The sequence below is a fragment of the Domibacillus sp. A3M-37 genome (assembly GCF_024213455.1).
In the GTDB taxonomy this organism is placed as follows: domain Bacteria; phylum Bacillota; class Bacilli; order Bacillales; family Domibacillaceae; genus Domibacillus; species Domibacillus tundrae.
On record NZ_JANAVL010000015.1, the window covers coordinates 1 to 25,741 of the forward strand.

The window sequence follows — 25,741 nt, forward strand, 5'->3', positions numbered from 1 at the left end:
GTAGCGGGAGAAACCGAATTGGCAATCGCTTTTGCTGAAACCTTACGAGAAAAACCGGCAAGCTGCATTTACAAAAATCTAAATAACAGCAAACCGAGTGAAGTGATAAATCAAGTTTTAGAAAAATAAAAATGCTTTTATGTTCGTCTTAACTTTGAAAAATACTCCTTATCAAAGAAAACGTGAAATTGTCTGGTATTAAATCGTTGCAGCGCCTCCCTCAAAAGAAATGAAACGGTAAGCGAGATATGACGTGCCATGCTAAAATGGCTCTATAATCAGACGGAATTTTCCGTTTCGAGATCGCCGTACTACTAAAATTCCGAGGCCATCAGCTAGGCTGTTGCCGCTTGCTATCATCGATTGCCAAAGATCTTGAAAATCAGGATCGGTCTGTCCTCGCAAGAATTAATTCAGAAGAAGCAGGATTAGAATAAACTGAATAAAAACGTAACCTCCCAAACAACTTCTTTTTTGGGAGGTTGTTTGATTGCATTATTTACCTTTTTGACAAATGATGATAATCATTGAACAAGAATGGAGGTTTCCCCCACACTTTCAATGGTCAATGGACATAACTCCATCGCTCTAAGCCCACAATCCACCAGCATGGCGATGATTGCCTTATTTCGGGCTTCTTTGATAGGTCTTGTAATGCTGTATATATCGTCTGCGTTGAAGCCTTTCAGCACTTTTTTCGATACTTTAGGCGTTTCACCTTTCTTCATTAAGTATTCTTTCCAATACCCCTCATTAGACACACCAATTAAAAAACGCTGAAATAACCTTAAACATCGACACAATATTCAGCGGTTGCAGCCCCCGACTGTTTCTTATAGTGGATATACGATCTCAAATCATCCAAGTAAATACCCTCGAACTGCGAAATTCTCCGCTTCTCTTTCAAATAAAGTTTAAGGTTCTTGAGTTCATGGTTCTTGTTAATCAGCGTCTTTTGAGTGAATCCTTTTTACAAACAGTAATAGACGTACTCAGCAATTACATCTTCTAATTCCACAAAAAAACCACCTTCCTTGGTTAATCTTTCACAAGAAAAGGTGGTTATCGTTATTTACAAGGAAAATAAATCAAATAAATGCAAAAACAGTGAGGAAAGATTAACCTTTCACCCTTCTGCTTGAATAAATGAATAGGGAAAAATCGCTTTAAACCCTTATACAGCAAGGACTTATTTATCCTGCTGTTTATTCATTTGTGCCATCATTTGATTAATTTTCTTCTGCGATGGTTTCATTCCCATTTGCATCATCATCATACGCAGCATTTGCTCGTTAATTGGCGGATTCTTTTTCAAGTAATCCATCATGTAACGGCGTGCGATGAAAAAACCGATAGCGATGCCGGCAGCGAGTGCCAGGACAGCCGTAAGCACATACCAAAACATAAACGTGTTCCTCCTTCAAGTTATCTATTCAAAGTGTACTAAACCATTCACGATTATACAATAAGAGCCTGTAAATTTTTGCGGAATGATGGCGTAAAAAAATCCGGAACCGAGGCTCCGGACTGAAAACATTTTATTTTTCTAACAATACTTTTACACGCGATACAACATTTTCAACAGTAAAGCCATACTCTTTCATAACAATATCCCCAGGTGCTGAGGCGCCAAATTGATCAATCGCCAAAATGTCACCTTCATCGCCTGTATATTTATGCCAGCCGAATGAAGAACCGACTTCGATTCCGAGACGTTTTTTCACAGACTTCGGAATAACAGATTCTTTGTAAGCTGCATCCTGCTGATCAAAACGATCAAATGACGGAATGCTGACAACATTCGCATGGATGCCTTCGCCTTGAAGAACTTTTTGTGCTTCAACAGCCAATCCCACTTCTGAACCTGTTGCAAGAAGAAGAACATCAGGTGTTTTTTCAGCTTTTACAACCGTATAAGCACCTTTTTCAACACCCTCATGCGCCTGTTCTTTTGAGCCTGGAAGAACCGCCAAGTTTTGACGCGTCAACACAAGAGCTGTTGGCGTTGATTTGCTTGTGAGTGCCAATTTCCAGGCTGCCGCTGTTTCGTTTCCGTCTGCTGGACGAATAACAGACAAGTTTGGCATACCGCGGAACGCGGAAAGCTGTTCAACCGGCTCATGTGTCGGTCCATCTTCACCAACAGCAATACTGTCGTGTGTAAAGACGTACGTAACTGGAAGCCCCATCAACGCAGCTAAACGAATTGCCGGACGCAAGTAGTCCGAGAAAACGAAGAACGTGCCGCCAAACACTTGAAGTCCTCCGTGAAGCGCCATTCCATTCATCGCTGCACCCATCGCAAATTCGCGGACACCAAACCAGATGTTGCGGCCTTCATAGCTGCCTGGCATAAAATCAGCTGTATTTTTAATGGATGTTTTGTTAGAGCCGGCTAAATCCGCTGAGCCGCCAAGGAATGTTGGAACTGCTTTAGCAATCGCGTTTAGTGCTTCACCAGACGTATTACGTGTCGCGTTTGATGTTCCTTCTTCATAAACAGGAAGAGCCGATTCCCAGTCATCCGGCAATTCGCCGTTGATAGCTTTTTGGAGCTGTCCGGCAAGCTCGGGATAACTTTCTTTGTAAGAAGCAAATAATTTGTCCCACTCAGCTTGCGCTTCGGCACCGCGATTGACCGCTTCTTCTTCAAAACGACTGTATACGTCATCTGGCACGTGGAAGTCCTTGTCAAATGTCCATTTGTAATATTCTTTCGTTAATTTCATTTCGTCTTCACCAAGCGGTGCACCGTGAGAAGCGGATTTACCGGATTTGTTTGGTGAGCCGTAGCCGATGACTGTTTTTACTTCAACAATCGTTGGAGCGTCATCGTTTTGTTTTGCTTTTTCAAGCGCGTTTAATACTTCGTCGAGATCGTTTCCATCTTCCACACGAATGTAGTTCCAGCCATATGCTTTAAAGCGGCCTTCTACACTTTCAGAAAATGACTTATCAAGTTCGCCATCTAAGGAAATATCGTTGGAATCATAAAGAACAACTAAACGGCTTAATTTCAAATGAGCTGCAAATGAAGCCGCTTCTGATGCGACACCTTCCATTAAATCACCATCGCCGCAAAGCGCGTATGTATGGTGACCGATAACTTCATGTCCATCTTTGTTGTATACAGATGCCAAATGGCGCTCAGCCATTGCCATACCGACAGCCATTGCAATTCCTTGTCCAAGAGGACCAGTCGTCGCTTCAACACCGTCTGTGTGCTTATACTCCGGATGACCCGGTGTTTTACTTCCCCACTGACGGAAATTTTTGATTTCATCAAGCGAAAGACCATAGCCGGCAAGGTGCAGCAAGCTGTATAAAAGCATGGAACCGTGACCTGCTGAAAGTACGAATCGATCCCGGTTAAACCATTGTGGATTTTTCGGATTGTGATTCATTACTTTTGTCCAGAGCGCATACGCCATAGGAGCAGCACCCATTGGCAAACCCGGATGGCCGGAGTTTGCTTTTTCAATTGCATCGATGGATAGCGTGCGGATTGTTGTGACCGCAAGTTGATCTGTTTTATCAAACATGAGATTCATCCTTTCAAAAGGGGATTTACCACTTTATATTAAAGGTCTTTGACGGAATATACAACAAAAATACAGAACAATATGAAAAAAGAGACAGCTTTCACTGCCTCCGTTCTGGCTCAATTCATTTTTCTGCGTTTCTGGATGTCGCGCACTTTTTTCGGTGTCACCTCTTCGCCGTTCGGGTCAAAGACACGAACATGTTCGACCGTATCCCGCATAGAAGTGCGGAAGACCGTCAAATACTCTTGGCGAAGTGCCGCCTGCTCTTTCAACTCTTCGTCTGTCAATGATGATTTTTTTGATTTTTTTGCCAACTCGTTTATACGTGCAATCTTTTCAGATGATAACATTTTTTGCTGCTCCTTTCTCATACTCAGTTATCGCTATCGTACAGAAATGAACGGAGTCTGACAAGAAAAAAGCTTACATATTGCCGGATTCATTTTCAATATATTCCATGTAACGCCGGTGAACGGTTGCGCGTGAAATGTCATAACCAAATCCATGGAGCGTTGCAGCTATTTCTTCATATGTAAGACCATTTTCACGAAGTCGAACGATTTCCATAGTTGGCACTTCTTTCCGGACCCGGCCATTTTCATTGCCTCTGTTTTTTAAATTTTTCTCTGGACGGTAGCCTTTTTCTACGGCTCGTTTCATGCCCCGTTTAATTTTTAAATTATGGATTTTTCGCTGGTATTCTTCTACCATACTGACAATTTGCAAAACCATCGAATCGGATTCAGACAGCTGCATCTCTCCATCATCCGCTATACTAAAAACCGAAACGCCTTCTTTGAATAAACAATGAATAAGTGCAATCTTAGCGTTTCCGCGTCCAATCCGGGTTTCGTCTTGAATCAAAACAGCTTCAATATCTTCTTGTTTAATAAGATCGAGCAATTCGAGCATTCCGGGACGATTCAACTCATAACCGCTGGCCCGGTCCCTGATTACACGCACCGGCTCAAATCCCTTCAAATTAGAAAGAGCGAGGAGTTCTTCTTCCTGGCGTTCAAGCGACGATTCCTGCGCTTCTTTTTCCGTGCTGACACGGCAGTAAATAACCGCTTTTTTCATTCAGTATCATTCCCCGTCTGCCAATTGAAGACTGCTGTCAGATGTTACAGCAGGTACTGGAATGGTCAGTTCCTCCCCCGGCACTATTTTAGTTGTAATTAAATTGTTTTCATCTTGTACCCATTTAATAAATTCAATCTGATTCATTTTATGTAGTTCTTGATAATCCTCAGCTAAACTCCAAAGCGAATCGCCTTTTGCTACTTTTATGGCCTGATAAGCTGTTTCGTCTGAACCGGAAAAACTAAAATATAAAGCCGCTGATGCCATCATTACCGCTAATAATAACATAAAAGAATAATTTTTTGCTTTCTCCACTAAGAACACCCTTTCCTCGAATACTCGTTCGTGCTATAATTTCATTGTAAGGCGAACGATTGTTTCAGTCAAGAGGAAACTCGAACTTATGTTTGTTAAATTTCAGAACACATGTTATACTGTACGTAAATATTAAATAAGAGAGGTGTAGAAAAAGTGACTAAATTATCAAAACGTCAACAGGACATTCTTGATTTCATCAAAGATGAGGTTCGCCGAAAAGGCTATCCGCCATCTGTTCGGGAAATTGGTGAAGCAGTCGGACTTGCATCAAGTTCAACGGTCCATGGCCACCTTGCCCGCCTTGAAGCGAAAAACTACATCCGCCGGGATCCTACGAAACCGCGTGCCATTGAGATTTTAGATACGGACAGTTCCGTACCGAAACAGCATCCTGTCAATGTGCCGGTCATCGGAAAAGTCACAGCTGGTATTCCCATTACAGCGATCGAAAATGTGGAAGAATACTTCCCTCTTCCCGAGCGTCTTGCTCCACCGGATGAGCAAGTTTTTATGCTTGAAATTGTTGGAGAAAGCATGCGTGAAGCAGGCATTTTAAACGGTGATTACGTTGTTGTCAGACAACAGCAAACAGCGAAAAATGGAGATATTGTTGTTGCGATGACAGAAGACGATGAAGCAACGGTAAAAAGATTTTATAAAGAGGCGGACCATATTCGTCTTCAGCCCGAAAACTCTTCGATGGAGCCGATCTTGCTTCCAAACGTGACGATTTTAGGAAAAGTCATTGGTGTGTACCGTGAAGTTCATTAAGCTTGTCTATCTTATGTAACACACACGTGCTGCATGAAAAAAATCCCCTAAAAATTTAGGGGATTTTTTTGACATATAAAAACACCTTGCCCACAGGCAAGGTGTTTCTCGAAATTTGCGGCGTCCAAACCATGTTCCACAACATGTTCCTCATAAAAGGAATGCCTGTCCGTCTTACGCAAACGAGCTCATCGCATAATTTATATTACGCTTTTTTTTATCGATTGTCAACCTTATTTTCATTTATGACAATACGATTGCGAACGCCATTCTTTTTTGCAAAATTTCATTACTTCTTTTATTGTTATAGTAGTCAAAACAAGGAGCTGAGAAAAAATGAATAAAACCGCTTTAATTACAGGAGCTTCAAGCGGGCTGGGCCTTGAATTTGCAAAAATTTTTGCAAAAGCCGAATATAATCTCGTGATCATCGCGCGCAGCAGGGACAAACTAGAAGCGTTTGCGGATTCATACCCAAATACAGAAATGAAACTAATTACGAAAGATTTAAGTAAACCTGGAGCTGCAAAAGAAGTGGCTGAAGAACTTGACCGGGTTGGGATTCAAGTGGATGTTTTGATCAACAATGCCGGTTTCGGGCTGCTCGGTTCATTCGCTGACCTAAGCCTTGAAAAGCAAACAGAGATGATGCAGCTGAATATGATAGCGTTGACAGAATTGACTCATCTCTTTTTGCCGGGCATGCTCAAGCGAAATTCCGGCCGGATTTTAAACGTCGCAAGCACAGCCGCTTTTCAGCCTGGTCCGATGATGGCTGTTTATTTCGCAACTAAAGCGTTCGTTCTGTCGCTTTCTGAAGCACTCGCGGAAGAATTGACGCATACCAACATAACTGTGACTGCTTTGTGCCCGGGAGCGACAAAGACGAACTTTGGAACGGTTGCCAGTGTTGAAGAGACGAAAATGTTCAGCCAAGCGATGCCGGCTGAACAGGTTGCCGAAGAAGCAGTCAATGGACTATTACAAGGAAAACGTGTCGTGATCACTGGCAGTAAAAACAAAGCAGGTGCTTTCGCTGCAAAACTGCTGCCGCGCAGCACAACCGCAAAAGTTGTTAAATCGTTCACTCGACCGTAACATCAAAAAAGCCAGCCCATTTGGACTGGCTTTTCATTGTTTAATTGCCTGCACCGCGATATTTTGTGACGCCTACGTTCCACATAAAAATGGAGAATGTAAAAAAGACAAGACCGACAACTGGTGTTAAAAAAGCATATGTATACCAGTCTTCACGGCCTAAAAAATACGCAGCCGGATAAACACCGACGAACGCAAACGGCAAAATCCATGTAAGCACAAAACGAATAACATTGTTATAAATATTAACTGGATAGCGGCCGTAGTTTCCGATATTATACATCATTGGCATAATACTTGTCGGGCTGTCCGACCAAAAACTGATGCTAGCAATTAACACAAAAATGGATGCATACACGAGTGTACCGCCCAGCACAAGAAGCACAAAGATAAATGGATCATACCAAGCCATACTTAAATCAAGAAGGCTCCCCGCATATAACATGACCGCGATGCCGGTAATCACGCCAAAAAGTGATTCAAGCTCCATCCGTTCAAGCACAATTTGAAAAAGGCTGTGAATCGGCCGGGTTAAAATCCGATCCATTTCCCCTTTGACGATGTACCGGTCATTAAAGTCCCAAATGTTAAAAAATGCGCCGAATATAGCGAACGGCACGAGGAAAAAGCCGTAAATAAAAATAATTTCTTCCCGTGACCATCCGCTGATCATTGTCGTATGTCCGAATACAAGCAAAATAAAAACAAAATTAACGGCTTGCGACATTAAATCCGAAAAAATCTCTACAACCATATCGGTCCGGTACGTGAGGCGTGTCTTCATATATTGCGCCGCATATTGAAAAAATAGCTGTACATATTTCATGTTTTACCCCCCCTGCACAACAAGCTGTTTTCTGGCGATCAGCCATAGAATTTGAATCGGGAGGATCAAAATGAGCACCCAGACAACTTGAAACAGCACCGCATTTATGACTTCAGATCCGCTGAAACTTTCCGTGAAAATCATACTCGGCACGTAGCTGATTCCTTGAAACGGTAAAAAATCCATAATCTGCTGTGCCCAGCCGGGAAAAAAACTGATGGGCAGCAACAGACCAGAAAACAAATCAATGACGACTCGTTTCGCCCGAATTAGTCCCATATTGTTATAGAAGAAAAAGGTTAAAATTCCCGTAAGCAAATTGATTTGCATGTTAATTAAAAAACTAAATACAAGCGCAAGGGCAAAAAGCAGCCACGTTGCCGGATTGGTTGAAAAAGCAATCGGAAAAATGAGCATCACAACGACCATCCCCGGAACAGAGAAGAAAGACAAGCGGAAAATGCCTTCACCGAGCCCCTGCATCGTCTTCATCAGTAAGTAATTATACGGACGAATGAACTCGATCGCTACTTTTCCTTCTTTAATTTCCTGCGCAATTTCCCGGTCGATATTATTAAAATAAAACGCCCGCGCCATCCAGGCAATGGAAATATAAGAAGTCATTTGCAGTGCGCTCATTCCTTCAATCGATCCTTTGTCTCCATAAATCGCATTCCAAAGAAAATAATAAGCGCCAATGTTAATGCTGTAAATTAAAATGCCGCTATAATAATTGGTCCGATACGCGAGCATCATTAAAAAGCGGATCCGGATCATTTCGATATACTTACCCATTTGTAATGCCCTCTTCATAAATATTACGGATTATGTCTTCAATTGATATCTCATGTACTTTCAAATCGGTAATTTTGTGCGCAGCAACTACGCGTCCAATGACTTCTGAAATGACATGTTCTTCATTGAGCACGTTTGCAATCCAGACGTTTTGACGGTTGCCTGGTGTCCAAGCGGCGTCCAGCTCTGCTAAGAGCGGCTGCAGGGAGTGTTTTGTCACGGCTGTATCCGCAAACTGGAATTCAATTTGCTTGCCTTCTCCCCAATTCGACCGCAGGCTGCTAAGCTGCCCATCATAAATAATCTTTCCTTCATCGAGCATGACAACGCGCTCACAAAGCGCTTCAATGTCACTTAAATCGTGCGTCGTGAGCAGCACCGTTGTATTATATTTTGCATTCATTTCTTTTAAAAATTCTCGAATTTTCAGCTTTACAAGAACATCCAGCCCAATTGTGGGCTCATCTAAAAATAAAAGCGGCGGATTGTGCAGCAGTGCAGCCGCGAGTTCACATCGCATACGCTGGCCAAGCGACAGCTTACGAACCGGCTTATCGAGCAGCGGTCCAATATCAAGCGATTCAATCACATGGTTCATATGCACATTGTAAACGTCATCAGGCACGTTATAAACTTTTTTCAACAGGCGAAACGATTCTTGAACAGCGATATCCCACCAAAGCTGGGACCGCTGGCCAAATACAACACCGATCGAGCGGACAAATTGCTCACGTTCTTTATGCGGGTCCATCCCATTTACGCGAACAGTTCCGGATGTTGGCGTCAAAATACCCGTAAGCATCTTAATGCTCGTTGACTTTCCAGCCCCATTTTCCCCAATATATCCAACCATTTCACCTCTTTTTACCGAAAATGAAATGTCATTTACCGCGGGAACCACTTTATAATTACGCGTTAACAAATCACGAAACGCACCCTTCAGTCCCGAACGGCTTGAATGTGATTTAAACTCTTTTCGCAGCTCTTTTACTTCAATCATGTTTTCCACAGTACACGTCTCCTCTTTGTTTTCACCTTCAATAGTTTACCGGAGAGTGTGTGTAGACACAAATTATTTTTCTTGAATGGGCATGATCGTTTTTTCTCAAACAAAAGCATCCCTTATAAAGAAAATAGTTAGTTCCAGCCTATCTAATTCATAGTGAAACACATCATCGGAGTATTGCGGCCTTTTTTTATATACTGCTCCATAATGTCATCCGGCACCATGCTTCCTCCCGTAGCCCAAACGAGATGAACCGGCTGGCCTTTCACTTTTTTCTGGCCGGCAAGCAGCGTCGATCCAATCATGCCAGCGAGAGCAGACGGTTCAAGCTTTATGTTTTCCGATTCCACAAGACCACTAAGCATAGCGAACAACTGGTCATCGTGTACCGTATAGCTGCCGGCTAAAAACGGTTCAACAAGTTTCCCGACAAATCCAGACGGGCGGCCCACAGCGAGACCGTCCGCTTCTGTTTGATTCGTTAAGCCGATATCCTGAACTGCAATTTGGTCATGAAGACCAGTGGCAAGACCAAGCAGCATGCATGGGCTTTCTGCAGGTTCCGCAAAAAAACAATGGACATGCGGCCCGAAAACGAGCTGAAGGCCAAATGCAACGCCGCCAGGTCCGCCGCCAATGCCACAAGGCAAATATACATAAAGCGGATGGTCTTCATCCACTACAACACCAGCGTCATCAAATTGCTTTTTCAATCGAAGTCCTGCCACCGCATAGCCTAAAAATAAAGTATGCGAATGCTCATCATCGACAAAGTACGCGTTCGGGTCCTGCTTTGCTTCTTCTCTTCCTTGCGCGACCGCTTTCTCATAGTCTGCTTTATGTTCAACAACGATGGCGCCTTTTTCACGAAGCAGTGCTTTTTTCCATTCTTTCGCGTCCGCAGACATATGAACGGTCACATTGAACCCCATTTTGGCGCCCATAATGCCAATACTGAGACCTAGATTTCCAGTCGAACCGACAATAATCCGGTGGGATGAAAATAGCTTTTTGAATGCTTGATCAGCAAAAGCATGATAATTATCTTTTTCAGTAATCAGACCGTCTTCTAACGCAAGCCGTTCAGCGTATGTTAACACTTCGTAAATGCCGCCACGCGCTTTAATCGATCCGGATACAGGCAGATTATGATCCTCTTTCAACCATAATTCGCCTTGGATCGGTTGAGCAGACGCTTTTTCAAGCCACATTTTCATTCGAGGGATTCGGATAATCGACGACTCGATGATGCCATTCGCTGCCTCTAGCTTCGAAAAAGCGGATTCGAGATATGGCGCAAATCGCTCTAGCCGGTTTTCTGCTTCCTGTACCTCTCGGATTGAAAATAAAGATGAAACTTGATTCTGACGATTGTGGTTGATCCAAAGCACATTTTTTCTTTGTTGCAGTTTTTCGATCATGGATACAATTGATTCATCAAAAGAAAAATCCAGTCCGTTTCTCATTCCATCCATCCCTTTTTTATAATACTGTCGCCAAATTTCCGCTTTAATGCTTCGACAGTTGTGAAAAGCGGCTCCAGCTTGTCTGCTGCTTCTTCTTGAAATGAAAATAAGTCCATTTGGGTCGTCTGCATCCGTTTATCAACAGCATTTTGCGCTGTTATGCCAAGGAGCCTGACCGGTTCGCCATTCCAGTGTTTGAAAAAAAGCGTTTCGGCCGCAGCAAAAAGATCTGCTTCTTCTTGAATATCTCGCTGTAACGTCTGGCTCCTTGTAATGGTTTTAAAATCATCGTAGCGAATCATCACTTGAATCGTCCGTGAGACCGCTTTTTTCTGTTTCATTCGTTCACTGACCGCACGAGACAACATACGCAGCTTAACACGAATAGAAGCCGGTTCGATGATATTTTTCGGAAAAGTAGCCGAGTTGCCGATGCTTTTATAAGACGTATTTGCCTCCGGATCAACAGGACGGTCATCGATGCCGTTTACTCGGTCACGCATCCGGACACCTCGCACGCCCATAATGGATTGAACTTTTTTCACGTCTGCTTTCGCCAGATCTCCCATTGTCAAAATTCCATGCGCTTGCAATTTCGCAGCTGTTTTTTCGCCAATTCCATGCGCGTCTAATACCGGCTTATTCCAAAGTACACGCTCCACATCCCGCTTTCTTAACACAGTGAGTCCGAGCGGTTTTTGCATGTCGCTCGCCATTTTTGCCAAAAATTTATTTGGAGCAATTCCGATGGAAATAGGGATGTCAAATCGTTTTACTGTTTCTTGCTGAATCTTCATCGCAATGTCGATTGGAGACCCAAGGTGCGCACACTCTGTAATATCGAGATACGCTTCATCAATAGACGCATATTCAATCAAAGGAGAAACCTCTGCTAAATATGCAAAAATCATTTTCGAGTATTCTTTATAGATTGCATGATTCGGCTTGATCACGACCGCTTCCGGTACGAGCTTTAACGCTTCCCCGAGCGCCATCGTTGTATATATCCCTTTATCTTTGCACAAATAATTGGCGGCCACTACGATGCCTTTTCGTTCTTCCGGGTTTCCTGCGATGATCACCGGCTTGTTTTTCAGCGCCGGATTTTCCGCCATTTCCACGCTGGCAAAAAACGCATTTGCATCAATATGGAGAATAACGCGTCCATTTTTCGGATAAAAACCTTCCATGTTTTCACCTCCCAAGGAAAAAGTTGTCATCGTTTCTATGCAAAAGTTATGAAAAAGGTATAATTTTCCCATTGAATGCAGGGAAGATTTACTGTGAATGTTAAAAAAATCGTTATGTTTATTTTAACATCGTTTCTCGTTTTATCGGTATTTAGCCAATCAGGCAATACCGATAAAACGAAAACAGGGTATGTCAGTCTGTCAAGCGGTACATTACATGTCAGAAGCGGTCCCGGAATAAATTATAAAGTTGTCGGTTCTTTACAAAACAATTCGCAAGTTACTGTTTATTCCCAAACAAAAAGCGGCTGGTCTGAAATTCGGTATAATAGCAAAAAAACGTTTGTCGCCACGAAGTATTTACGTTTTTATAGTTATAAAATGGATTCATCAAAAGCGCAAAGAACGGCAAGACGGTCTCTGAATTAACAAAACTGGACAAAAAGTAAGCACGATTAACCCCATGGCCTCCGCCATGGGGTCTTTTCTCAATCAAATTCTTTATATACTTTCCCAAACTTCAAGACGTCATAAATCGCTTTCCCGTCACTCGGGTTTTCTTCTCCATATTCCACCGGAAGGAGCGCAAAAAACACAAGATAGACCGAAAAGTAAACAAACTGATAAAAAAACATATGTACCGGAAGAATACCAGCGTGAATAAAGCCATTGACAATCAAAATGGATAAAATATTAAAGATAGAACCGCCTGCGTAAATAAGCGCATGCTTCCACCGGCGTTCACGTCTCAGCTGATCGTATCGGCAGGCAGAATCAATGAAATAAAGTTTGCGGATTTCAATGTTTTTCAATTGAAACAGCTTGCCGCCCCGGCCAATAATTAACGATGTTTTACTGCCGAACAAATACGCAAAGAATGCATGTCCACCTGTATGAATGAGCAGCGTCAACGGAAGAGTTATAAAAAACGCCCACATGAATGTACCCATATCGCTTAAATTAAACATGCTGAAAACTCCTTTTTAAAATCATATTCGTAAGGAGTTTACCTCATCTATCTGTATTAAAACGCCGGACATCAAAATGAAATAATTTTAATGTCTCTTTTTATTTTGAATAATATATTGAAGTCCTGCGTAAGCCGTTTGAAACGTCTGAATATGGTGTTCAAGCCGGCCAACCGTCTGTGCCAATTTTGGTTTAATGCCCGTGATAATGCATTCCGCTCCAATTAACCGGAGACAGTCAGTCAATTTTTGAATATGGTGATGAATCGCGTCATCCGCTATGAACAGACCACTTAAATCCAGCAGCACATACTGAATACGATGCTGTGTACATTCTTCCAGAACTGAGATAATCATCCGGTCTGCGCGTTCCGTGTCAAATTCGCCAATTAACGGCAAAGAGATGGTCTTTTCCCAAATGTGAATAATTGGAACGGAGAGGGCATGAATAAGTTTTTCTTTTTCCGCTTCTTCTTCCGCTTTTGTTGTGACATCCGTCAACATGACAATATAGCCGTTTATATGGCCGTGTTCATTTTTCATCGGCGTCACAACTATGTCTGTCACAATCCGGTCTTTAATTGTAATACGCGTCCGGTGGCTGTCTTGAAGTGACTTCATTACTGCTTGCTGCCGTTTTGGCGATGCGTGGAACTGATCCATATTCATGCCGATTATGTCATCAACACTCGTTAAGCCGTACAATGGCGCAATGACGGTCAACAAATTTGCGGCATTCGCATTCATCCATTGAATGTTATACGTCGTATCCGCAATCAAAATGTTATCCCCCACACTATCCAGTACATGTATTGCGGACAATTGCTCAGGAATGTAGCCTAAAGCACTCATATGTCTCCCCCTTATCTATAGTATGATCATTATTAAAAAAGACTCCGTGATCGCTCAAGGAGTCCTAATCGGTTAAATTTCGATATCAACGACGATGCTGTCGAGCCGGCCCACTTCACGGATAAAAGCTGCCACTGCTTGATGTTCGGGATGCGGTCCATAGGCCTCAAGTGCTGCTTTGTTTTCAAAGCGCGTTGTCAGCACCACTTGATAGCCTTGATTTTTTTCTGAGAAATTAATGCCTGCTTGAATGTCAATCACACCATCAAGGTGCTGCTCAAGCGCTTTAAACCGTGCAGTCACTTCCTCAAGCTGTTCGACAGTCGTCGTCTCCGCAAATTTAACAAGTACGATATGATCAATCATGTTATGTCCTCTTTTCATAAATCAATATAATGTGAATATATCATTTTTACAACCGGCGGTAAACATTTGTTCCTTTACCCCGGTTTTCTTTTCGATAATTGACGAAACCATTGTTCATCATTCGTCATAATGGCAAGTGCTATAATATTGAAAAGCAGGCATTGTTTTTCGAAATATAATCGTGATGTGTGAAAATGAAAAATTCAGAAGTGTTATTTGGATATGGAGCTTTAGCAGCGGTTTTGTTTATGATTGGTGTTTTTCTTTACTGATTGATTCACGAAAGGAAGAAAAAATACAAAAAATAAGTTGATTGAGTAATTTGACTCAACAAAAGAATCCCGCCATCAATAACAGATAGGGGACTTAAAAGACTCAGATTAAAGTAGTTATTTATTTGGCTTATCCTTTGCTGGTACTTCTGCAGGCGGCTTTATTGGTGTTTCTGCCGGTGATTTTGCTGGCGCTTCTGCTGGCGGCTCTATTGGTGTTTCTGCCGGTGATTTTGCTGGCGCTTCTGCTGGCGGCTCTATTGGTGTTTCTGCCGGTGATTTTGCTGGCGCTTCTGCTGGCGGCTCTATTGGTGTTTCTGCCGGTGATTTCGTTGGAGTTTCCGGTGGTGGTTTTGGTGTTTCTGCAAAATCGCTCATATCGATTCTCCTTACCTATTGACAGCGTTTAGTATAATTAATTAACTTTATCCTTGTTTTTTAAACTTATTTTTCAAAAAAAAGAAAAAGACCGATTGAGATCAGCCTTTTTGTATGTCTTCTAAGTCATACTTATAACTTTTAATTTATCCTTACTCACATTCAATTTCTTGCTTAATTCTTCTTTAACCAGCATACTTACACCGCTATCTGAGTCCGGGTTTATTTCCACCTGTTCATATTTCTGCCGGCCTTCTGGCATCCCATTAGAGTCCAAAGGGTAATAACTCACTTTAATTTTCACTACATCATCTCCATGTATCTTATATTCGACAAAAGGAGATAATTTCCTGCCTCTCTCGCCCCCATTTAAGTGATATGATTATTAGGGCAAAGTATCATTCATTTCTGTTAAAATAGAATTGCGAGTACTATTTTAACGGTCGGGGGCTTTTTCTCGGCTTTTTTGTATATTTTCTTTCGAAATGGGCATGCTGGAGGTGTAAGGAACCCATCCTTCCACTCCTATATCAACCTTTTTATGCCGGGGATCTCCTCGGCTTTTTTTATTTTGTTTGTATAAAACTTTCTGAACCAGGTCATACTGTTGGTGGTAAGGCAGTCCCAGCCTTCCAAGCTATATTCCCATTAACACAGTGCAGTCAGAGCCCCCTCTGGCTGTTTTTTCATGCAAACCCCCACGCCTCAAGTCTTTCCGGCGTCAAATCCTGATACCCCTCAAGAATATACCCATCACTCACGCGCTTCTCCATAAACCACATATATTGCGCCTTGCTGAGATTCCGGTTTGAATTGACCGTGCGCTTTGGCTGAGCTGTTTGTTTCACTTTCGGTAAATAAGCCGGAATTTTAAATTAAAATTAATTGCCCACGATCCAGAAAAATTTCGTCAACTTCACTCTGCAGCCATAAAATCCGCTTTGCACGGTATTGCTCACATAACGGATTGACGTGATACCAAAGAAACATTCCCATAATCGTTAAAATGATTGTTTGCGCTGCATTAAGCACCCAAAACATGACGCTTCTTCACCACTTTCGCGTTTATTCCTTGCTGGCTAAGCCGCTTGACGATAATGGCGTATGGCCGGCGGCGCTTCCTTGGGGTATCCTTTTTATCCATACTCATAACCATCCTTTGTCTTTTGCCCTGCTCAGCGTTTCACCCCTAACCTGCTTTGGATTCACCAGATATGCTTCATATAAATGCCGATGGAAGTTTGCTGCAGCCCTCTCCAGCTTGTTTAGCTCAACTGTTAAATCTTTCACCCTGTCTTTTTCTGATTTGCTGACCTCGTCCGGCGGTTTGCACCAGTCAAATTCTTCTGACCAGATCTGATCGTACACATCACTCCACTTCTTTAAAAGGAAATTTGTCTTCTAGTGTATGAAGAAAGGTTAAGCAAATTCATCCTTCTGTTTGCGCGGCGCTATCTCGTAGCTGGTGATCACAACTTTTGTGCCGGTATAACGGGACAGAATTTCTTCAATCACGGCCTTTACTTGTTCTGCTTTTTCCGGCGTGAAGTCAATCGGCTTGAGAATAGGCTTTTTCACTAAATGACCGCCTCTCGTAGTTGAAATTTGTGGGCTGGCTTAATACTATGCCTCCCTTTATTCCGATATGGCTGGATAAAATTCTTTCCAAAATGATTTTCAAGTTCTCCGCTTTTTCGGGAGTTATTCTGATTGGTTCGAGTGACTTTCTCAATGAAATTCTTCCTTAGCTGACTTCTTTAGATTTAACATTTGCATTTTCCGCTACAGCAATTGGTGTTCGGAATTTTGTCAGCTTATATGATCCAAATTTGAATAAGAATGTAATGACAAAGAAGTTGTATATCAGGATGCATTGAATACTACTATGAGTTAAGGACTGCTTGCTAATGAGGTGAAACGAATGAAAGTCGCTCTTTATATACGAGTATCAACGGAAGAACAGGCGCAGCATGGGTATTCCCTTGCTGCCCAGGAAGAAAGGCTGCGCGCCTACGCGATGTCCCAGGACTGGAAAATCGTAAAGGTCTACCGAGATGAGGGCCGGTCAGCGAAGGATTTAAAACGGGATCAATTGCAACGAATGCTGACAGATTTAAAAGTTGGTTTATTTGAAGTGGTCCTAGTTTATCGGCTCGATCGTCTCACGCGCTCGGTCCTTGATCTATACGAGCTGCTTAAAATTTTCGATCAGCATGACGTAAAATTCAAGTCAGCGACAGAGGTTTATGATACGACAACAGCAATCGGGCGCTTATTCATTACCCTTGTAGCCGCACTGGCACAATGGGAGCGTGAAAACCTTGCTGAACGTGTTAAATTCGGTATGCTGAAGAAAGCGAGTTTAGGCGAATGGATGGGCGGCATCATTCCTTATGGTTATGCGTTTGATGGAGAGTCTTTTCGTGTAATCAAAAATGAAGCAGATATTATCAAAAAAATATTCAAGATGGGGAAAACAAAAGGCATGGAGAAGATAGCCAGCATATTAACCAAGGAAGGTTATCGCACAAAAAAAGGCTTTAATTGGAGTGGTTTTGCGGTGCATTATATTCTGAGAAATCCTGTTTATATCGGGATTTTCCGCTATAATGACGGCAGTGGAAAAACATATCAGTCTTTAGAAGAGCAGCGGACATTTAAGAGTGATCTCATTGATCCTATTGTTACAGAAGAAGAATTTTGGGACATACAGAAGATCCTTGATAACCGAAAACAGCAATACGGAAAATCATTAACCGGCAAGTATTACTTTACCTCTGTTCTGCGTTGTGGCAAGTGCGGAGCTTATATGACCGGGACCGCTTATAAATATAAAGAAAAAAACGGGGAAATAACGAAGACAAAATATTACCGCTGTTCGAACAAAGTGAGGACGAAAGGCTGCACCATGCCTCAAATACAGGAACGCAGATTAGCGGAAGAGTTGATACGCGTATTTGATGATTTGACCAAAAGCTGGTTTTCAAAGCCGCAGGCAAAGCAAATTGTTGATTTAGATGAAAGTGCAAAGGATGCCGCTAAAAAACTTGATAAAATAAGAAAAGCAATCGATAAATATAAATTAATGTTCATCAACGATCTTATCGATATTGAAGAATTAAATAATCAGCTCTCGGTTTTGAAAACACAAGAGGAAAATTCGACTGCTGAATTGAATAAACAATCCGAGCTGAAAAATGCGACCGAGCTCTCCCCGCAAGAATTAGAAAATCTGATTTATCATTTTAAGTCCGTTTGGGATATTGCCGAGGACGAAGAACGCAAGCAGTTAATCACGTCTATCTTTTCAGAAATTGTAATTGATGCTAAGGTGGGATCTTCTTATGGACCAGGGACATCCAAGCATTTTTGGCTCGTTAGTGCGAAATAGCGGGAATGCCAAGGGCATATATGCTTTTACCTAGGATAGGGAGATCAATCATTGCATCCCAATCTTCTTTCGCAAGGGTTAAGCCAACTGCCATAATGTTTTTGCTTTCAACAACCTCAAGCGCCGGTTTCATGGCTGTTATCCGTTTGTCCAAATACGTAGATACCTGTACTATATACACTTCATTCCGCAGCCTGGAAAAATCGCGGATAAATCCGATAATCTGTTCTTGCCCATTCGCAATAATAACCCAGTCACCAGGTTTAAGCATGTGTCCCCCCTCCTCGCCGCCACTGCTATTAATATTAGATGCATGCGGTCACATGAATGCGCTTGTTTTTAGCATTGATTTTAAATTTTCGATTTAAATACTTTACGTACTTTCCGCATAAAAAAGGTGCTGTTTCCGTCAAGTTTACCTGACTGGAGACAACACCTTTTTTTATTCCGGAGAAGACATTCCACCTGCACCGGCAGAAAGATGATCTGGACGAACTTGAAAATGTTGATTTTCATTTACTTTTTCATCCACCGGCATTATTTTCAGTTGAATTCCAAGATCCTTTAATGCGTTTATAACAGTAGATTCGATAGTAGGATGGGCTGTTTCATCAAATAATAGTTCCACTAATACTTTTTTCATTCAATTGCCTCCCCTTTTATTTGTAGAAGGAGTATTCCACCTGCTTATTTGTTTATTCTTCTTGTCCTGCGTTTTTTTCGAGAAATTCATAGCCGGATACAGTGACTGAACATTCATCTTCAATCAAATAGCCAACAATTTCTTTCCCTTCTCCGGACCGCTTTACGGTAATTCCTGTGGCTAGGTTATTGGAATCGAGAAAATGAAGTGCTTCCCCGAATAATTCAAGATCTGTGTCCCCCTGCTCTGGTTTCATACCGTTTTTCATCGTATTTAATATGTGTAATGCCCGCTTTTCTACTTGCATGACTGGTCACTTCCTTTTTTCATTTTCAGTATCATTCTTTTCCCGTTTTTGTTTTATTGTATGCCTTTTTTTAAAAAAAATATTTGAATTTTGCACATAATGTATTAAAAAGGAATATCCTTTCTGAAACGGCTTATACTATTGATGTTTATTTATTTTCAAAAAGGAGTGGATTTCTTATGTTCAAAACGAGGCAGCGTGATTTTTTGTATTTCTTTGTTTATGGAGCAAGTGTGTTAACCGTTGCTTTCTTGCTTTCGACTGAGCATCATGGTACGATTTCAAACATCGGATAAACGTGTGGGTCTGCCGCGATATGTTCCGGATAGATAAATCCTGCTTCAGTTCGCGGAAACCGGATCCCTATTTGCCCAAAACATTGGTCGACAAATTCTGAACAAATATACTCTTCGTTTTCTTTATGCCGGCCGATTCCGAGCTTAATTCTGGTTAAAATCCGAATTAATTCTACTAGATCATAATTTTGGTTAAGAGAGTCAATGGCTTTTCCAATCATATTTTGTAAAATAGACCGGTCAAAAGAAGAGTCAATTAATGTTTCATGACGCGCTGCGTAAAGCGCTCCTTTGTACTTCTTTCCCGTATTTTCATAGTTCGTCACATAATGCAAGAGCGGGATAATGCGCACGCCGGTATTCTCTACGCTTTCAAATACGAGAATCCGGCCGTGCCATTCAAATAAAAAAGCGACGTGGCTGATAAAAGAATCAGATTCTTTTTTGATAAATTCACTGATTAAATACGTCCCGCTGCAAAACAAAAGATCTCCGGTTTGAATACTTTTTACGGCTTGTTCATAAGGAACCTGGATGATTCCTTGAAACTTTTGTGTCCTCACTGCCCAGCCTCCTTTGAAAATAATCCCCGTCATTTATACGATATGCTTTATTTTCTAAGTTGTTATGAACAAACCTTCACTTTTTTGCCGATTTGTCCAAGAAGCATTTTTTCCCACAAGAAAAGCCAGAGCTGCTCAAGCGCTCTGGCTTTTCTTGATTAAAATACTTTTTTCTGATCCCGCTCGCCTTTTAAAATCTCAACTGCTTCCCGAAAGCGCTGGGAATGAACAACTTCTCGTTCTCTTAAAAAGCGAAGTGAGTCATTTAAATCCGGATCGTCGGACATGTCGATAATCCATTGATATGTCGCTCGCGCTTTTTCTTCTGCCGCGATATCCTCATATAAATCAGCAATCGGATCCCCTTTTGCCTGAATATAGGCAGCGGTGAACGGCACACCTGCTGCATTGTTGTAAAAAAGGGCACTGTCATGGCTGACATAATGCTCAGCCAAGCCCGCGTCACGGAGCTGCTGCGGCGTTGCATCTTTTGTCAGCTTATAAATCATCGTTGCAATCATTTCCAAATGGGCAAACTCTTCCGTCGCTATATCATTAAGAAGTCCAATTACTTTACCAGGAATGGTGTAGCGCTGATTCATATAGCGAAGCGCGGCCGCCAGTTCCCCGTCCGCCCCACCATACTGCTCCATTAAATATTTCGCCAATGTCGGATTGCACGTACTGACTTTTACCGGGTACTGCAGTTTTTTCTCATACGTCCACATTCCGTTTCCACCTTTTCCACTTTTTTAGACTTGCCAAGGCCACGGGGACTCGCTCCAGGCCCAATCGGTTTGCGAAGGATTCAAACTGCCTTGCTGCAAAGGGCCAAATTGAGATTCAAACGCCCGTTTCAGCTGTTTGCTGTATTGGGAAAATTGGTTATATTGACCAATTGCCTGCTGGTCTGTCGGGTGTGTATCTAAATAAAGCATTAATTCCATTACAACAAAATCGGCTGTCTGAATTTCTTCTAGCTGTTTGTAGTATTCTTTAGGAAGAGGTTTAGTCACGGGACTTTCCCGCTCCTTTCCGGTATGGATTATCATAATAATCATAAAAAACTTTCCAAAGCGTTCCTTTTCTCAATGCATCAGCAGGAGAAAATTGCGGAAGATCCGACGGCTGAAAGCCTAAATATAAATTGGGGGGGGTGCTGTAATACTTGCGTCCGATCGGCGGACACGGATCAAAAGGGCTATGAGGCGGAACATATGATTTTGCACTCGTAAAAGGCTGCTGGCTTTTCACAATTTCTCCTCCTATCAGTTGTCCATTGTATATATGTATGTCTATCATTGCCCAATATGAATAGGAAGAACCGCTGCCTGAAAATAGAGAAAAACAGTTTTTCTTTTTTTGTTTTAAGGGTACAACATACAAAAAGGAGCGATTCTAGATGAATATTGACTATCAGCGTCTTTACGAAGATTACTTAATTTCTACAGAAGAAAAAACGAGACAGCTTGAGCTTGATGAATTTGAAGATGAAAAGCAGCACATGGCCAACTGGCTGCAGAAAGTCCGCGGAATGACGCCAGAACAAGCACAAACCGTCATTAAACATTCACCTATCAGCAAACAAATCGAACATGCGCATAAAAGAAAAAGCGATACATCGAACCGTTAAAAAATGAATGATATAAACGCCCGTCACCATAATGATCGGGCGTTTTTTCAATACGCTCTCTACTCATTTTTTTAAAAATCATAAACTATATAAATTGAACAAAGATTCTTACTTTAGAAAACAGTGACTGTTTAGGCTGGTGTGTTTCGTATAGGTGCAAGGATGATCACCGATTTGTTTTGGAATCCATCCTGCTCAACAATCCCTTATGTGCGCAAGCATGAGTCGGTCTTGTGGAGGTTTTTGAACAGGGGCCGATAGGTGAAGCTGGCCGGACTTCGCGTTCCACGGGCAGTGCGCTTTGCTCTTTAAATGGGGCATCGTTTCGTTTTAAATTGAAGCCTGCCAGCCCTCCCCTTTTCTTCTTTATCCCTTACTCGTCAAAAAGCAGAGGCGGTGGGTGTGCGGCGCAGACTCCAGTGGGACGCGGGCCCGATGAGATCGGTGGAGCCGCGGCGGAAACGAGCTCAGCGCCTGCCTAAGGGAACGCGAAGCCGTGCGCCCGCCGCCATTTCGGCTCCTGTCAAAAGCATCAAGCCAAAACGGCTCTCACACAAAAGCAAAGGTGAAAAATAGTGATGAAGTTGTTTTTTTAGGCAGGCTACTCTTTAGTTATCAGTTACTGCCGCTTCTGTTATTCTAAAAATGAGACATCGATTCTTTTTGTTCAACTTATATAGGGGAATATTTCATTTCCTTTATCCTTGGTTCAATTCCGAGTACCACCTTTTCTATTTATTTTTTGAAAATTGATAAACTAGGGGAATATTTCGTTTATGTGGTGAATAAACTAGATTTACAACACATTACGGTGGTATAGCCAAGCGGTAAGGCGCAGGTCTGCAAAACCTTTATCCTCGGTTCAATTCCGAGTACCACCTTTGCAACACATGCAAAACAGCAGAGGAGCCTGAATATCCGGGCTCCTCTGCTGTTTTTCCCTTAACTTATCCACTTTTCAGTAAACGAATGTCATGAAATGCCTGATGTAAATTCGCTTTCACTTTTAATCCATCGATATTCAATCCAAGTGTTATCATCGTTTGAGCCACTTCAGGACGGATACCGGTAATACAACCAGTACCGACAATTCCAGAAAAGCACTTTTTGCGTTATCAAGTGTCTTCTGATGAAATTGGACGTACGTTAAGCTGAAGTAGTATACTGCATGGTCTAATAATGGATCAAATACAGAAACAAGTTTAAAAATAGATGCAGCAGACAGGTTATTCGCGGCCGCTTCTGTCTCCATGGCTTTCCATATGTATGCACGGTAATAGCTTGTATCTTTCAGAGCTTCATCCAAAGGCGTCCCCAGGCTAAAAAAGTAAGCATCTGTTTCTTTGCCCCACTTCTCTATTTTTTCAAATGAGGTTTGAGAATCTGAATGGTCACGTATCCTTCACCAAGAAGTTCAATAAATTGAGTTCGAATGTCTATAATTTTTTGCTCAATAGTCTTGAATGCCTTTTTTTCTTGTTCAGACATAGACACTCCAGCCATTCTTTCCTGATGAACCGATTTGGCAATTTCTTGTTTTTCTCTCAAAATCGTTTCACCCAATAATTTTAGTTCATCCTTCACGATTCTTCCTCCTTGTCCTTTTTACAATTCATCATCCTCGCTTTTTATTAAAAAACGGATTATGTTTGATTTCCTGTCCAATTGTTGTCACTTGATCATGACCCGGCAGCACATATGTACCTTCTGGCAATAAAAATAATTTTTGGCGAATGCTTTTTAAAAGCTGACTTTCTTGTCCGCCTTTTAAATCCGTTCGGCCGATACCACCTTCAAAAAGCGTATCCCCGACAATGACCAGGCCGGATTCTTTAAAATAAAAGCTTACACTTCCGGGGGAATGGCCAGGCGTTTCAAATAATTGAAAGGTAAACCCGCCAATGGCAAGCTCTTCTTCTTTTGAAAACAAATGATCCGCACCTTTTACGGCAACAGACGCAACACCCTCATACTGTTCAGATCCATTCAATAACGGATTCGAAAGCCACTTTTTCTCTTTTTGATGCACATAGGCCGGAATATTGTACTTTTCACGAAGCACATCTACCGCGCCTATATGATCAAAATGGGCATGTGTCAATAAAATCGCCTGCGGTTTCAGCTTTTTCTTTTGAACAAACTGGTGAATTTTCTTTTCTTCACCACCTGGATCAACGATTAAACAACGTCCTTTTTTATTATAAACAACATACGCATTCGTTTGAAGAAGCCCAAGCGGCAATCGTATCCAATCCAGCATTATTTCTGCCCCCTTTTCTTTTCAGGCAGGTCTTGTAATTGTTCAAGTAGTTCGTCCATCAGCATTTTTTCTTGATGAAAAACAGTCATTTCTTTCAAAGATGTTCTGCCTCATTTCTATTTTAAGCTTTTTTTATTATAGTGTATGGAAACAAAGCCGTATAGCACTTCTTAAGTTCGAGGCTTCACTGACTGATAAGGTATATTTCCTTAATTATTTGGGTATACAGTAATAGGGCCTCTCTTTTTATCCTTTACACGAATTTTTCTCTCTCCTTTCAAGGCAGAGAGAAATTTTGGTGGGAGGTGGTGAAATGAGAAAAATCCAAGGAATCCATCATTTAATGTCTTATCTTAATTCGGCTGCTTTTCCACTGACGGAAGAGGAAATTCATGATCTACTAACAGAAAAGAAGCTTCCTCATAAAAATTCTGCCAGCGGGGTTCTCATTTTTGATTTAGACCACATTGATTGGTGGATCAATGAAAATCAAAGTAAAAAATAAACATAAACGCCTCTTCTTCAAACGAGGCGTTTATGTTTATCCAACTAAAAACGATTGCCAGTGGCATGCCTTCACCTTTTTAGCGTTTTATAAAGCGGTTTGTTTTGGAGCAAAGAAAAGCGCCATGGCGGGTGCTTTTAAAGAACAATGTTAAACTTCACATCTCGCTTATACCTTTTAACGTACCTTTATACACATTTAGTCAACTGTTTCATGAGATGACCGTCTCCCCTGTTAATTCTTCAAACCACTGCTTGTCCTTTGTTAAAAGCGCTAAATCAATGAGCGTCGTCTTATCTTGATATTGATCAAGCAGTGCGGCAGCAGGATTGAGCCGATTTGATTCATAAATACCCTGCTTTGGTTTGCGCCATTCGATTGCTCCGCCAATTACCCACCCCACTTTTGTGAACTCAACACATTCTCCGTGCCAGCTGTAATTGTTGATGTTGCTCACATATCCAATCGCTGTCGCATCGCCAATTTTAATTGTTCTCCACTCCCCTATTTTCATCAGGGTTTCCTCCCTTTCTTTTTACTTTTTCCTCAAAAAAGGAAATAATATTTGATTTTCTTCACAGTGGGTAAATGTATAATTCAAAATTCCATAAACAAGGAGATTTTCTGTGTCATGGCACCAATTGAACTTTTCGGATGATTTTTATCTGTTTTTTTAATGGTCTATTTCATTGGTTCCCTGCTTTTTATGTTAAGAAAACCAAAGTTGTTTTCGAAATTTGATTACGTTCTTCACAAAAGCAGCATGAGGGAACCAAAAGAAAAAAATAAGCAGGCGCTTCTGGCGTTTTTTATTTTTATTATTTGAATATATGTAAAGAATTGAGGGAATAGACTTCTGTGATGTCCATTCTGACATTGCCAAAGCCAGCCATAAATTTGTATCAACCTTTTATGATCCGCATTTTCTTCTCTCTTCTGATCAGTGTTCAAGCAGGAAATTATTGTGAAATTAAGGAGATGGATTTCATGAGCAAAGACCAACACGTTTCAAAACACGAACAAGGCTGGCAAGTAAAAGGCGCCGGCAACTCCAAAGCAACCAAATTATTCGAGACTCAAAAAGAGGCTCAGGACTTTGCAAAAGGGATTGCAAAAAATCAACAATCAGAAGTGATCATACACGGCCGTGACGGACAGATTCGGGCAAAAGACAGCTATGGAAATGACCCTTTTCCACCAAAAGGGTAA

39 protein-coding genes and 1 tRNA gene are annotated in these 25,741 nt (G+C 41.7%); 10 read left to right on the top strand and 30 right to left on the bottom strand.

Annotation, left to right across the window (positions count from 1 at the left end; translation table 11 throughout):
• Positions 1-129, top strand: a 129-nt coding sequence (locus NLX67_RS17395) for a VLRF1 family aeRF1-type release factor (RefSeq protein WP_256519971.1), incomplete at its 5' end; no start/stop codon positions are given.
• A gap of 395 nt (positions 130-524) precedes the next feature.
• Here NLX67_RS17395 and NLX67_RS17400 read toward each other — a convergent pair.
• The 6 genes from NLX67_RS17400 to yneA all read right to left on the bottom strand — a co-directional run bounded on the left by NLX67_RS17400 (position 525) and on the right by yneA (position 4,943).
• Complete coding sequence (locus NLX67_RS17400; RefSeq protein WP_254312753.1) at positions 525-728, bottom strand: hypothetical protein; 204 nt, start codon at positions 726-728, stop codon at positions 525-527.
• Positions 729-1,189: 461 nt separating this feature from the next.
• Entirely contained in the window at positions 1,190-1,405 is a 216-nt protein-coding gene (locus NLX67_RS17405; protein ID WP_046178984.1) for a YneF family protein, read from the bottom strand.
• Positions 1,406-1,538: 133 nt separating this feature from the next.
• Entirely contained in the window at positions 1,539-3,542 is a 2,004-nt protein-coding gene (gene tkt, locus NLX67_RS17410) for a transketolase (protein WP_046178985.1), read from the bottom strand.
• Positions 3,543-3,661: 119 nt separating this feature from the next.
• Positions 3,662-3,895 (bottom strand): DUF896 domain-containing protein, encoded by a 234-nt coding sequence (locus tag NLX67_RS17415; RefSeq protein ID WP_046178986.1) that lies wholly within the window; start codon positions 3,893-3,895, stop codon positions 3,662-3,664.
• Positions 3,896-3,968: 73 nt separating this feature from the next.
• On the bottom strand, positions 3,969-4,625 hold the full coding sequence (locus NLX67_RS17420; RefSeq protein ID WP_046178987.1) for a YneB family resolvase-like protein: 657 nt from the start codon (positions 4,623-4,625) through the stop codon (positions 3,969-3,971).
• Positions 4,626-4,631: 6 nt separating this feature from the next.
• Positions 4,632-4,943 carry a cell division suppressor protein YneA gene (yneA, locus tag NLX67_RS17425; protein ID WP_052728331.1) on the bottom strand — a complete coding sequence of 104 codons (312 nt, stop codon included), beginning with the start codon at positions 4,941-4,943 and terminating at the stop codon, positions 4,632-4,634.
• Positions 4,944-5,099: 156 nt separating this feature from the next.
• Here yneA and lexA point away from each other — a divergent pair, with 156 nt between their 5' ends.
• Together lexA and NLX67_RS17435 are read left to right on the top strand one after the other, a co-directional pair.
• Entirely contained in the window at positions 5,100-5,717 is a 618-nt protein-coding gene (gene lexA / locus NLX67_RS17430; protein WP_046178988.1) for a transcriptional repressor LexA, read from the top strand.
• 336 nt (positions 5,718-6,053) lie between these two features.
• Positions 6,054-6,815, top strand: a complete 762-nt coding sequence (locus NLX67_RS17435; RefSeq protein WP_046178989.1) for an SDR family NAD(P)-dependent oxidoreductase — start codon at positions 6,054-6,056, stop codon at positions 6,813-6,815.
• 40 nt (positions 6,816-6,855) lie between these two features.
• Here the strand turns inward: NLX67_RS17435 and NLX67_RS17440 are convergent, their stop codons facing one another.
• From NLX67_RS17440 to NLX67_RS17460, 5 genes are all read right to left on the bottom strand, one after another.
• Positions 6,856-7,641 (bottom strand): ABC transporter permease, encoded by a 786-nt coding sequence (locus NLX67_RS17440; RefSeq protein WP_046178990.1) that lies wholly within the window; start codon positions 7,639-7,641, stop codon positions 6,856-6,858.
• 3 nt (positions 7,642-7,644) lie between these two features.
• The gene (locus NLX67_RS17445; RefSeq protein WP_254312754.1) at positions 7,645-8,436 is read right to left on the bottom strand and encodes an ABC transporter permease; all 792 of its coding nucleotides are present in this window, start codon (positions 8,434-8,436) and stop codon (positions 7,645-7,647) included.
• The gene (locus NLX67_RS17450) at positions 8,429-9,445 is read right to left on the bottom strand and encodes an ABC transporter ATP-binding protein (protein WP_046178992.1); all 1,017 of its coding nucleotides are present in this window, start codon (positions 9,443-9,445) and stop codon (positions 8,429-8,431) included. Before NLX67_RS17450 ends, NLX67_RS17445 begins: the two co-directional genes overlap by 8 nt.
• A gap of 143 nt (positions 9,446-9,588) precedes the next feature.
• A complete protein-coding gene (locus tag NLX67_RS17455) occupies positions 9,589-10,908 on the bottom strand; it encodes a D-serine ammonia-lyase (RefSeq protein ID WP_254312755.1) in 1,320 nt (439 codons plus the stop codon).
• Positions 10,905-12,098 (bottom strand): DNA polymerase IV, encoded by a 1,194-nt coding sequence (locus NLX67_RS17460; protein WP_254312756.1) that lies wholly within the window; start codon positions 12,096-12,098, stop codon positions 10,905-10,907. Before NLX67_RS17460 ends, NLX67_RS17455 begins: the two co-directional genes overlap by 4 nt.
• 93 nt (positions 12,099-12,191) lie before the next feature.
• On the opposite strand from NLX67_RS17460, the gene NLX67_RS17465 reads away from it, so the two are divergent.
• On the top strand, positions 12,192-12,527 hold the full coding sequence (locus tag NLX67_RS17465) for an SH3 domain-containing protein (protein WP_254312757.1): 336 nt from the start codon (positions 12,192-12,194) through the stop codon (positions 12,525-12,527).
• Between the two features lie 59 nt (positions 12,528-12,586).
• On the opposite strand, the gene NLX67_RS17470 is transcribed toward NLX67_RS17465, so the two are convergent.
• The 8 genes from NLX67_RS17470 to NLX67_RS17505 all read right to left on the bottom strand — a co-directional run bounded on the left by NLX67_RS17470 (position 12,587) and on the right by NLX67_RS17505 (position 16,512).
• A complete protein-coding gene (locus tag NLX67_RS17470; protein ID WP_254312758.1) occupies positions 12,587-13,066 on the bottom strand; it encodes a CSC1 family protein in 480 nt (159 codons plus the stop codon).
• Between the two features lie 87 nt (positions 13,067-13,153).
• Positions 13,154-13,918, bottom strand: a complete 765-nt coding sequence (locus NLX67_RS17475; protein ID WP_254312759.1) for an STAS domain-containing protein — start codon at positions 13,916-13,918, stop codon at positions 13,154-13,156.
• A 72-nt stretch (positions 13,919-13,990) separates the two neighbouring features.
• The gene (locus tag NLX67_RS17480; RefSeq protein ID WP_046178997.1) at positions 13,991-14,284 is read right to left on the bottom strand and encodes a Dabb family protein; all 294 of its coding nucleotides are present in this window, start codon (positions 14,282-14,284) and stop codon (positions 13,991-13,993) included.
• 389 nt (positions 14,285-14,673) lie between these two features.
• Positions 14,674-14,934, bottom strand: coding sequence for a hypothetical protein (locus tag NLX67_RS17485; protein ID WP_254312760.1), 261 nt, complete (start codon positions 14,932-14,934; stop codon positions 14,674-14,676).
• A 121-nt stretch (positions 14,935-15,055) separates the two neighbouring features.
• Positions 15,056-15,238 (bottom strand): hypothetical protein, encoded by a 183-nt coding sequence (locus NLX67_RS17490; RefSeq protein ID WP_046178999.1) that lies wholly within the window; start codon positions 15,236-15,238, stop codon positions 15,056-15,058.
• A gap of 566 nt (positions 15,239-15,804) precedes the next feature.
• Complete coding sequence (locus NLX67_RS17495) at positions 15,805-15,975, bottom strand: hypothetical protein (RefSeq protein ID WP_254312761.1); 171 nt, start codon at positions 15,973-15,975, stop codon at positions 15,805-15,807.
• A 105-nt stretch (positions 15,976-16,080) separates the two neighbouring features.
• Positions 16,081-16,302, bottom strand: a complete 222-nt coding sequence (locus NLX67_RS17500) for a hypothetical protein (protein WP_254312762.1) — start codon at positions 16,300-16,302, stop codon at positions 16,081-16,083.
• A gap of 51 nt (positions 16,303-16,353) precedes the next feature.
• Positions 16,354-16,512 carry a hypothetical protein gene (locus NLX67_RS17505; RefSeq protein WP_156153969.1) on the bottom strand — a complete coding sequence of 53 codons (159 nt, stop codon included), beginning with the start codon at positions 16,510-16,512 and terminating at the stop codon, positions 16,354-16,356.
• Positions 16,513-16,855: 343 nt separating this feature from the next.
• On the opposite strand from NLX67_RS17505, the gene NLX67_RS17510 reads away from it, so the two are divergent.
• Entirely contained in the window at positions 16,856-18,325 is a 1,470-nt protein-coding gene (locus tag NLX67_RS17510; protein ID WP_254312763.1) for a recombinase family protein, read from the top strand.
• Here the strand turns inward: NLX67_RS17510 and NLX67_RS17515 are convergent.
• The 7 genes from NLX67_RS17515 to NLX67_RS17545 all read right to left on the bottom strand — a co-directional run bounded on the left by NLX67_RS17515 (position 18,312) and on the right by NLX67_RS17545 (position 21,388).
• On the bottom strand, positions 18,312-18,596 hold the full coding sequence (locus tag NLX67_RS17515) for a hypothetical protein (RefSeq protein ID WP_046179002.1): 285 nt from the start codon (positions 18,594-18,596) through the stop codon (positions 18,312-18,314). The genes NLX67_RS17510 and NLX67_RS17515 overlap by 14 nt on opposite strands.
• A gap of 171 nt (positions 18,597-18,767) precedes the next feature.
• Positions 18,768-18,968 carry a hypothetical protein gene (locus NLX67_RS17520; protein WP_046179003.1) on the bottom strand — a complete coding sequence of 67 codons (201 nt, stop codon included), beginning with the start codon at positions 18,966-18,968 and terminating at the stop codon, positions 18,768-18,770.
• 52 nt (positions 18,969-19,020) lie between these two features.
• Positions 19,021-19,275 carry a hypothetical protein gene (locus tag NLX67_RS17525; protein WP_046179004.1) on the bottom strand — a complete coding sequence of 85 codons (255 nt, stop codon included), beginning with the start codon at positions 19,273-19,275 and terminating at the stop codon, positions 19,021-19,023.
• A 268-nt stretch (positions 19,276-19,543) separates the two neighbouring features.
• Positions 19,544-20,134, bottom strand: a complete 591-nt coding sequence (locus tag NLX67_RS17530) for a YiiX/YebB-like N1pC/P60 family cysteine hydrolase (RefSeq protein ID WP_254312764.1) — start codon at positions 20,132-20,134, stop codon at positions 19,544-19,546.
• 158 nt (positions 20,135-20,292) lie between these two features.
• Positions 20,293-20,862 carry a manganese catalase family protein gene (locus NLX67_RS17535; RefSeq protein ID WP_254312765.1) on the bottom strand — a complete coding sequence of 190 codons (570 nt, stop codon included), beginning with the start codon at positions 20,860-20,862 and terminating at the stop codon, positions 20,293-20,295.
• Between the two features lie 24 nt (positions 20,863-20,886).
• Positions 20,887-21,150: a spore coat protein CotJB gene (locus NLX67_RS17540; RefSeq protein ID WP_046179007.1), complete on the bottom strand. Its 264-nt coding sequence runs from the start codon at positions 21,148-21,150 to the stop codon at positions 20,887-20,889.
• Complete coding sequence (locus tag NLX67_RS17545) at positions 21,143-21,388, bottom strand: spore coat associated protein CotJA (RefSeq protein ID WP_046179008.1); 246 nt, start codon at positions 21,386-21,388, stop codon at positions 21,143-21,145. The genes NLX67_RS17540 and NLX67_RS17545 overlap by 8 nt, the downstream gene beginning before the upstream one ends.
• Positions 21,389-21,536: 148 nt before the next feature.
• On the opposite strand from NLX67_RS17545, the gene NLX67_RS17550 reads away from it, so the two are divergent.
• Together NLX67_RS17550 and NLX67_RS17555 are read left to right on the top strand one after the other, a co-directional pair.
• Positions 21,537-21,767: a hypothetical protein gene (locus NLX67_RS17550; RefSeq protein WP_046179009.1), complete on the top strand. Its 231-nt coding sequence runs from the start codon at positions 21,537-21,539 to the stop codon at positions 21,765-21,767.
• Between the two features lie 810 nt (positions 21,768-22,577).
• Positions 22,578-22,648, top strand: a tRNA-Cys gene (locus NLX67_RS17555).
• Positions 22,649-22,803: 155 nt separating this feature from the next.
• On the opposite strand, the gene NLX67_RS17560 is transcribed toward NLX67_RS17555, so the two are convergent.
• From NLX67_RS17560 to NLX67_RS17570, 3 genes are read right to left on the bottom strand one after another with little or no spacing between them, the layout of a single operon-like run.
• Positions 22,804-23,073, bottom strand: coding sequence for a hypothetical protein (locus tag NLX67_RS17560; RefSeq protein ID WP_254312766.1), 270 nt, complete (start codon positions 23,071-23,073; stop codon positions 22,804-22,806).
• A gap of 50 nt (positions 23,074-23,123) precedes the next feature.
• Entirely contained in the window at positions 23,124-23,351 is a 228-nt protein-coding gene (locus NLX67_RS17565; RefSeq protein WP_254312767.1) for a hypothetical protein, read from the bottom strand.
• 31 nt (positions 23,352-23,382) lie between these two features.
• The gene (locus NLX67_RS17570) at positions 23,383-24,024 is read right to left on the bottom strand and encodes an MBL fold metallo-hydrolase (protein ID WP_046179026.1); all 642 of its coding nucleotides are present in this window, start codon (positions 24,022-24,024) and stop codon (positions 23,383-23,385) included.
• Between the two features lie 316 nt (positions 24,025-24,340).
• Between NLX67_RS17570 and NLX67_RS17575 the strand changes: the two genes are divergently transcribed.
• A complete protein-coding gene (locus NLX67_RS17575; protein WP_254312768.1) occupies positions 24,341-24,532 on the top strand; it encodes a hypothetical protein in 192 nt (63 codons plus the stop codon).
• Complete coding sequence (locus NLX67_RS17580; protein ID WP_254312769.1) at positions 24,510-24,686, top strand: hypothetical protein; 177 nt, start codon at positions 24,510-24,512, stop codon at positions 24,684-24,686. The genes NLX67_RS17575 and NLX67_RS17580 overlap by 23 nt, the downstream gene beginning before the upstream one ends.
• A 57-nt stretch (positions 24,687-24,743) precedes the next feature.
• Here NLX67_RS17580 and NLX67_RS17585 read toward each other — a convergent pair whose 3' ends face one another.
• Entirely contained in the window at positions 24,744-25,046 is a 303-nt protein-coding gene (locus NLX67_RS17585) for an IDEAL domain-containing protein (RefSeq protein WP_046179012.1), read from the bottom strand.
• A 473-nt stretch (positions 25,047-25,519) separates the two neighbouring features.
• On the opposite strand from NLX67_RS17585, the gene NLX67_RS17590 reads away from it, so the two are divergent.
• A complete protein-coding gene (locus NLX67_RS17590) occupies positions 25,520-25,741 on the top strand; it encodes a DUF2188 domain-containing protein (RefSeq protein WP_046179014.1) in 222 nt (73 codons plus the stop codon).

Excerpts from the sequence above, each read along its gene's own strand:
- NLX67_RS17400 (WP_254312753.1), bottom strand. The coding sequence starts at position 728 with ATGAAGAAAGGTGAAACGCCTAAAGTATCGAAAAAAGTGCTGAAAGGC.
- NLX67_RS17405 (WP_046178984.1), bottom strand. The coding sequence starts at position 1,405 with ATGTTTTGGTATGTGCTTACGGCTGTCCTGGCACTCGCTGCCGGCATC.
- tkt (WP_046178985.1), bottom strand. The coding sequence starts at position 3,542 with ATGTTTGATAAAACAGATCAACTTGCGGTCACAACAATCCGCACGCTA.
- NLX67_RS17415 (WP_046178986.1), bottom strand. The coding sequence starts at position 3,895 with ATGTTATCATCTGAAAAGATTGCACGTATAAACGAGTTGGCAAAAAAA.
- NLX67_RS17420 (WP_046178987.1), bottom strand. The coding sequence starts at position 4,625 with ATGAAAAAAGCGGTTATTTACTGCCGTGTCAGCACGGAAAAAGAAGCG.
- NLX67_RS17435 (WP_046178989.1), top strand. The coding sequence starts at position 6,054 with ATGAATAAAACCGCTTTAATTACAGGAGCTTCAAGCGGGCTGGGCCTT.
- NLX67_RS17440 (WP_046178990.1), bottom strand. The coding sequence starts at position 7,641 with ATGAAATATGTACAGCTATTTTTTCAATATGCGGCGCAATATATGAAG.
- NLX67_RS17445 (WP_254312754.1), bottom strand. The coding sequence starts at position 8,436 with ATGGGTAAGTATATCGAAATGATCCGGATCCGCTTTTTAATGATGCTC.
- NLX67_RS17455 (WP_254312755.1), bottom strand. The coding sequence starts at position 10,908 with ATGAGAAACGGACTGGATTTTTCTTTTGATGAATCAATTGTATCCATG.
- NLX67_RS17460 (WP_254312756.1), bottom strand. The coding sequence starts at position 12,098 with ATGGAAGGTTTTTATCCGAAAAATGGACGCGTTATTCTCCATATTGAT.
- NLX67_RS17470 (WP_254312758.1), bottom strand. The coding sequence starts at position 13,066 with ATGTTTAATTTAAGCGATATGGGTACATTCATGTGGGCGTTTTTTATA.
- NLX67_RS17475 (WP_254312759.1), bottom strand. The coding sequence starts at position 13,918 with ATGAGTGCTTTAGGCTACATTCCTGAGCAATTGTCCGCAATACATGTA.
- NLX67_RS17480 (WP_046178997.1), bottom strand. The coding sequence starts at position 14,284 with ATGATTGATCATATCGTACTTGTTAAATTTGCGGAGACGACGACTGTC.
- NLX67_RS17485 (WP_254312760.1), bottom strand. The coding sequence starts at position 14,934 with ATGAGCGATTTTGCAGAAACACCAAAACCACCACCGGAAACTCCAACG.
- NLX67_RS17495 (WP_254312761.1), bottom strand. The coding sequence starts at position 15,975 with ATGTTTTGGGTGCTTAATGCAGCGCAAACAATCATTTTAACGATTATG.
- NLX67_RS17510 (WP_254312763.1), top strand. The coding sequence starts at position 16,856 with ATGAAAGTCGCTCTTTATATACGAGTATCAACGGAAGAACAGGCGCAG.
- NLX67_RS17515 (WP_046179002.1), bottom strand. The coding sequence starts at position 18,596 with ATGCTTAAACCTGGTGACTGGGTTATTATTGCGAATGGGCAAGAACAG.
- NLX67_RS17520 (WP_046179003.1), bottom strand. The coding sequence starts at position 18,968 with ATGAAAAAAGTATTAGTGGAACTATTATTTGATGAAACAGCCCATCCT.
- NLX67_RS17525 (WP_046179004.1), bottom strand. The coding sequence starts at position 19,275 with ATGCAAGTAGAAAAGCGGGCATTACACATATTAAATACGATGAAAAAC.
- NLX67_RS17535 (WP_254312765.1), bottom strand. The coding sequence starts at position 20,862 with ATGTGGACGTATGAGAAAAAACTGCAGTACCCGGTAAAAGTCAGTACG.
- NLX67_RS17550 (WP_046179009.1), top strand. The coding sequence starts at position 21,537 with ATGAATATTGACTATCAGCGTCTTTACGAAGATTACTTAATTTCTACA.
- NLX67_RS17575 (WP_254312768.1), top strand. The coding sequence starts at position 24,341 with ATGAGAAAAATCCAAGGAATCCATCATTTAATGTCTTATCTTAATTCG.
- NLX67_RS17580 (WP_254312769.1), top strand. The coding sequence starts at position 24,510 with ATGAAAATCAAAGTAAAAAATAAACATAAACGCCTCTTCTTCAAACGA.
- NLX67_RS17585 (WP_046179012.1), bottom strand. The coding sequence starts at position 25,046 with ATGAAAATAGGGGAGTGGAGAACAATTAAAATTGGCGATGCGACAGCG.
- NLX67_RS17590 (WP_046179014.1), top strand. The coding sequence starts at position 25,520 with ATGAGCAAAGACCAACACGTTTCAAAACACGAACAAGGCTGGCAAGTA.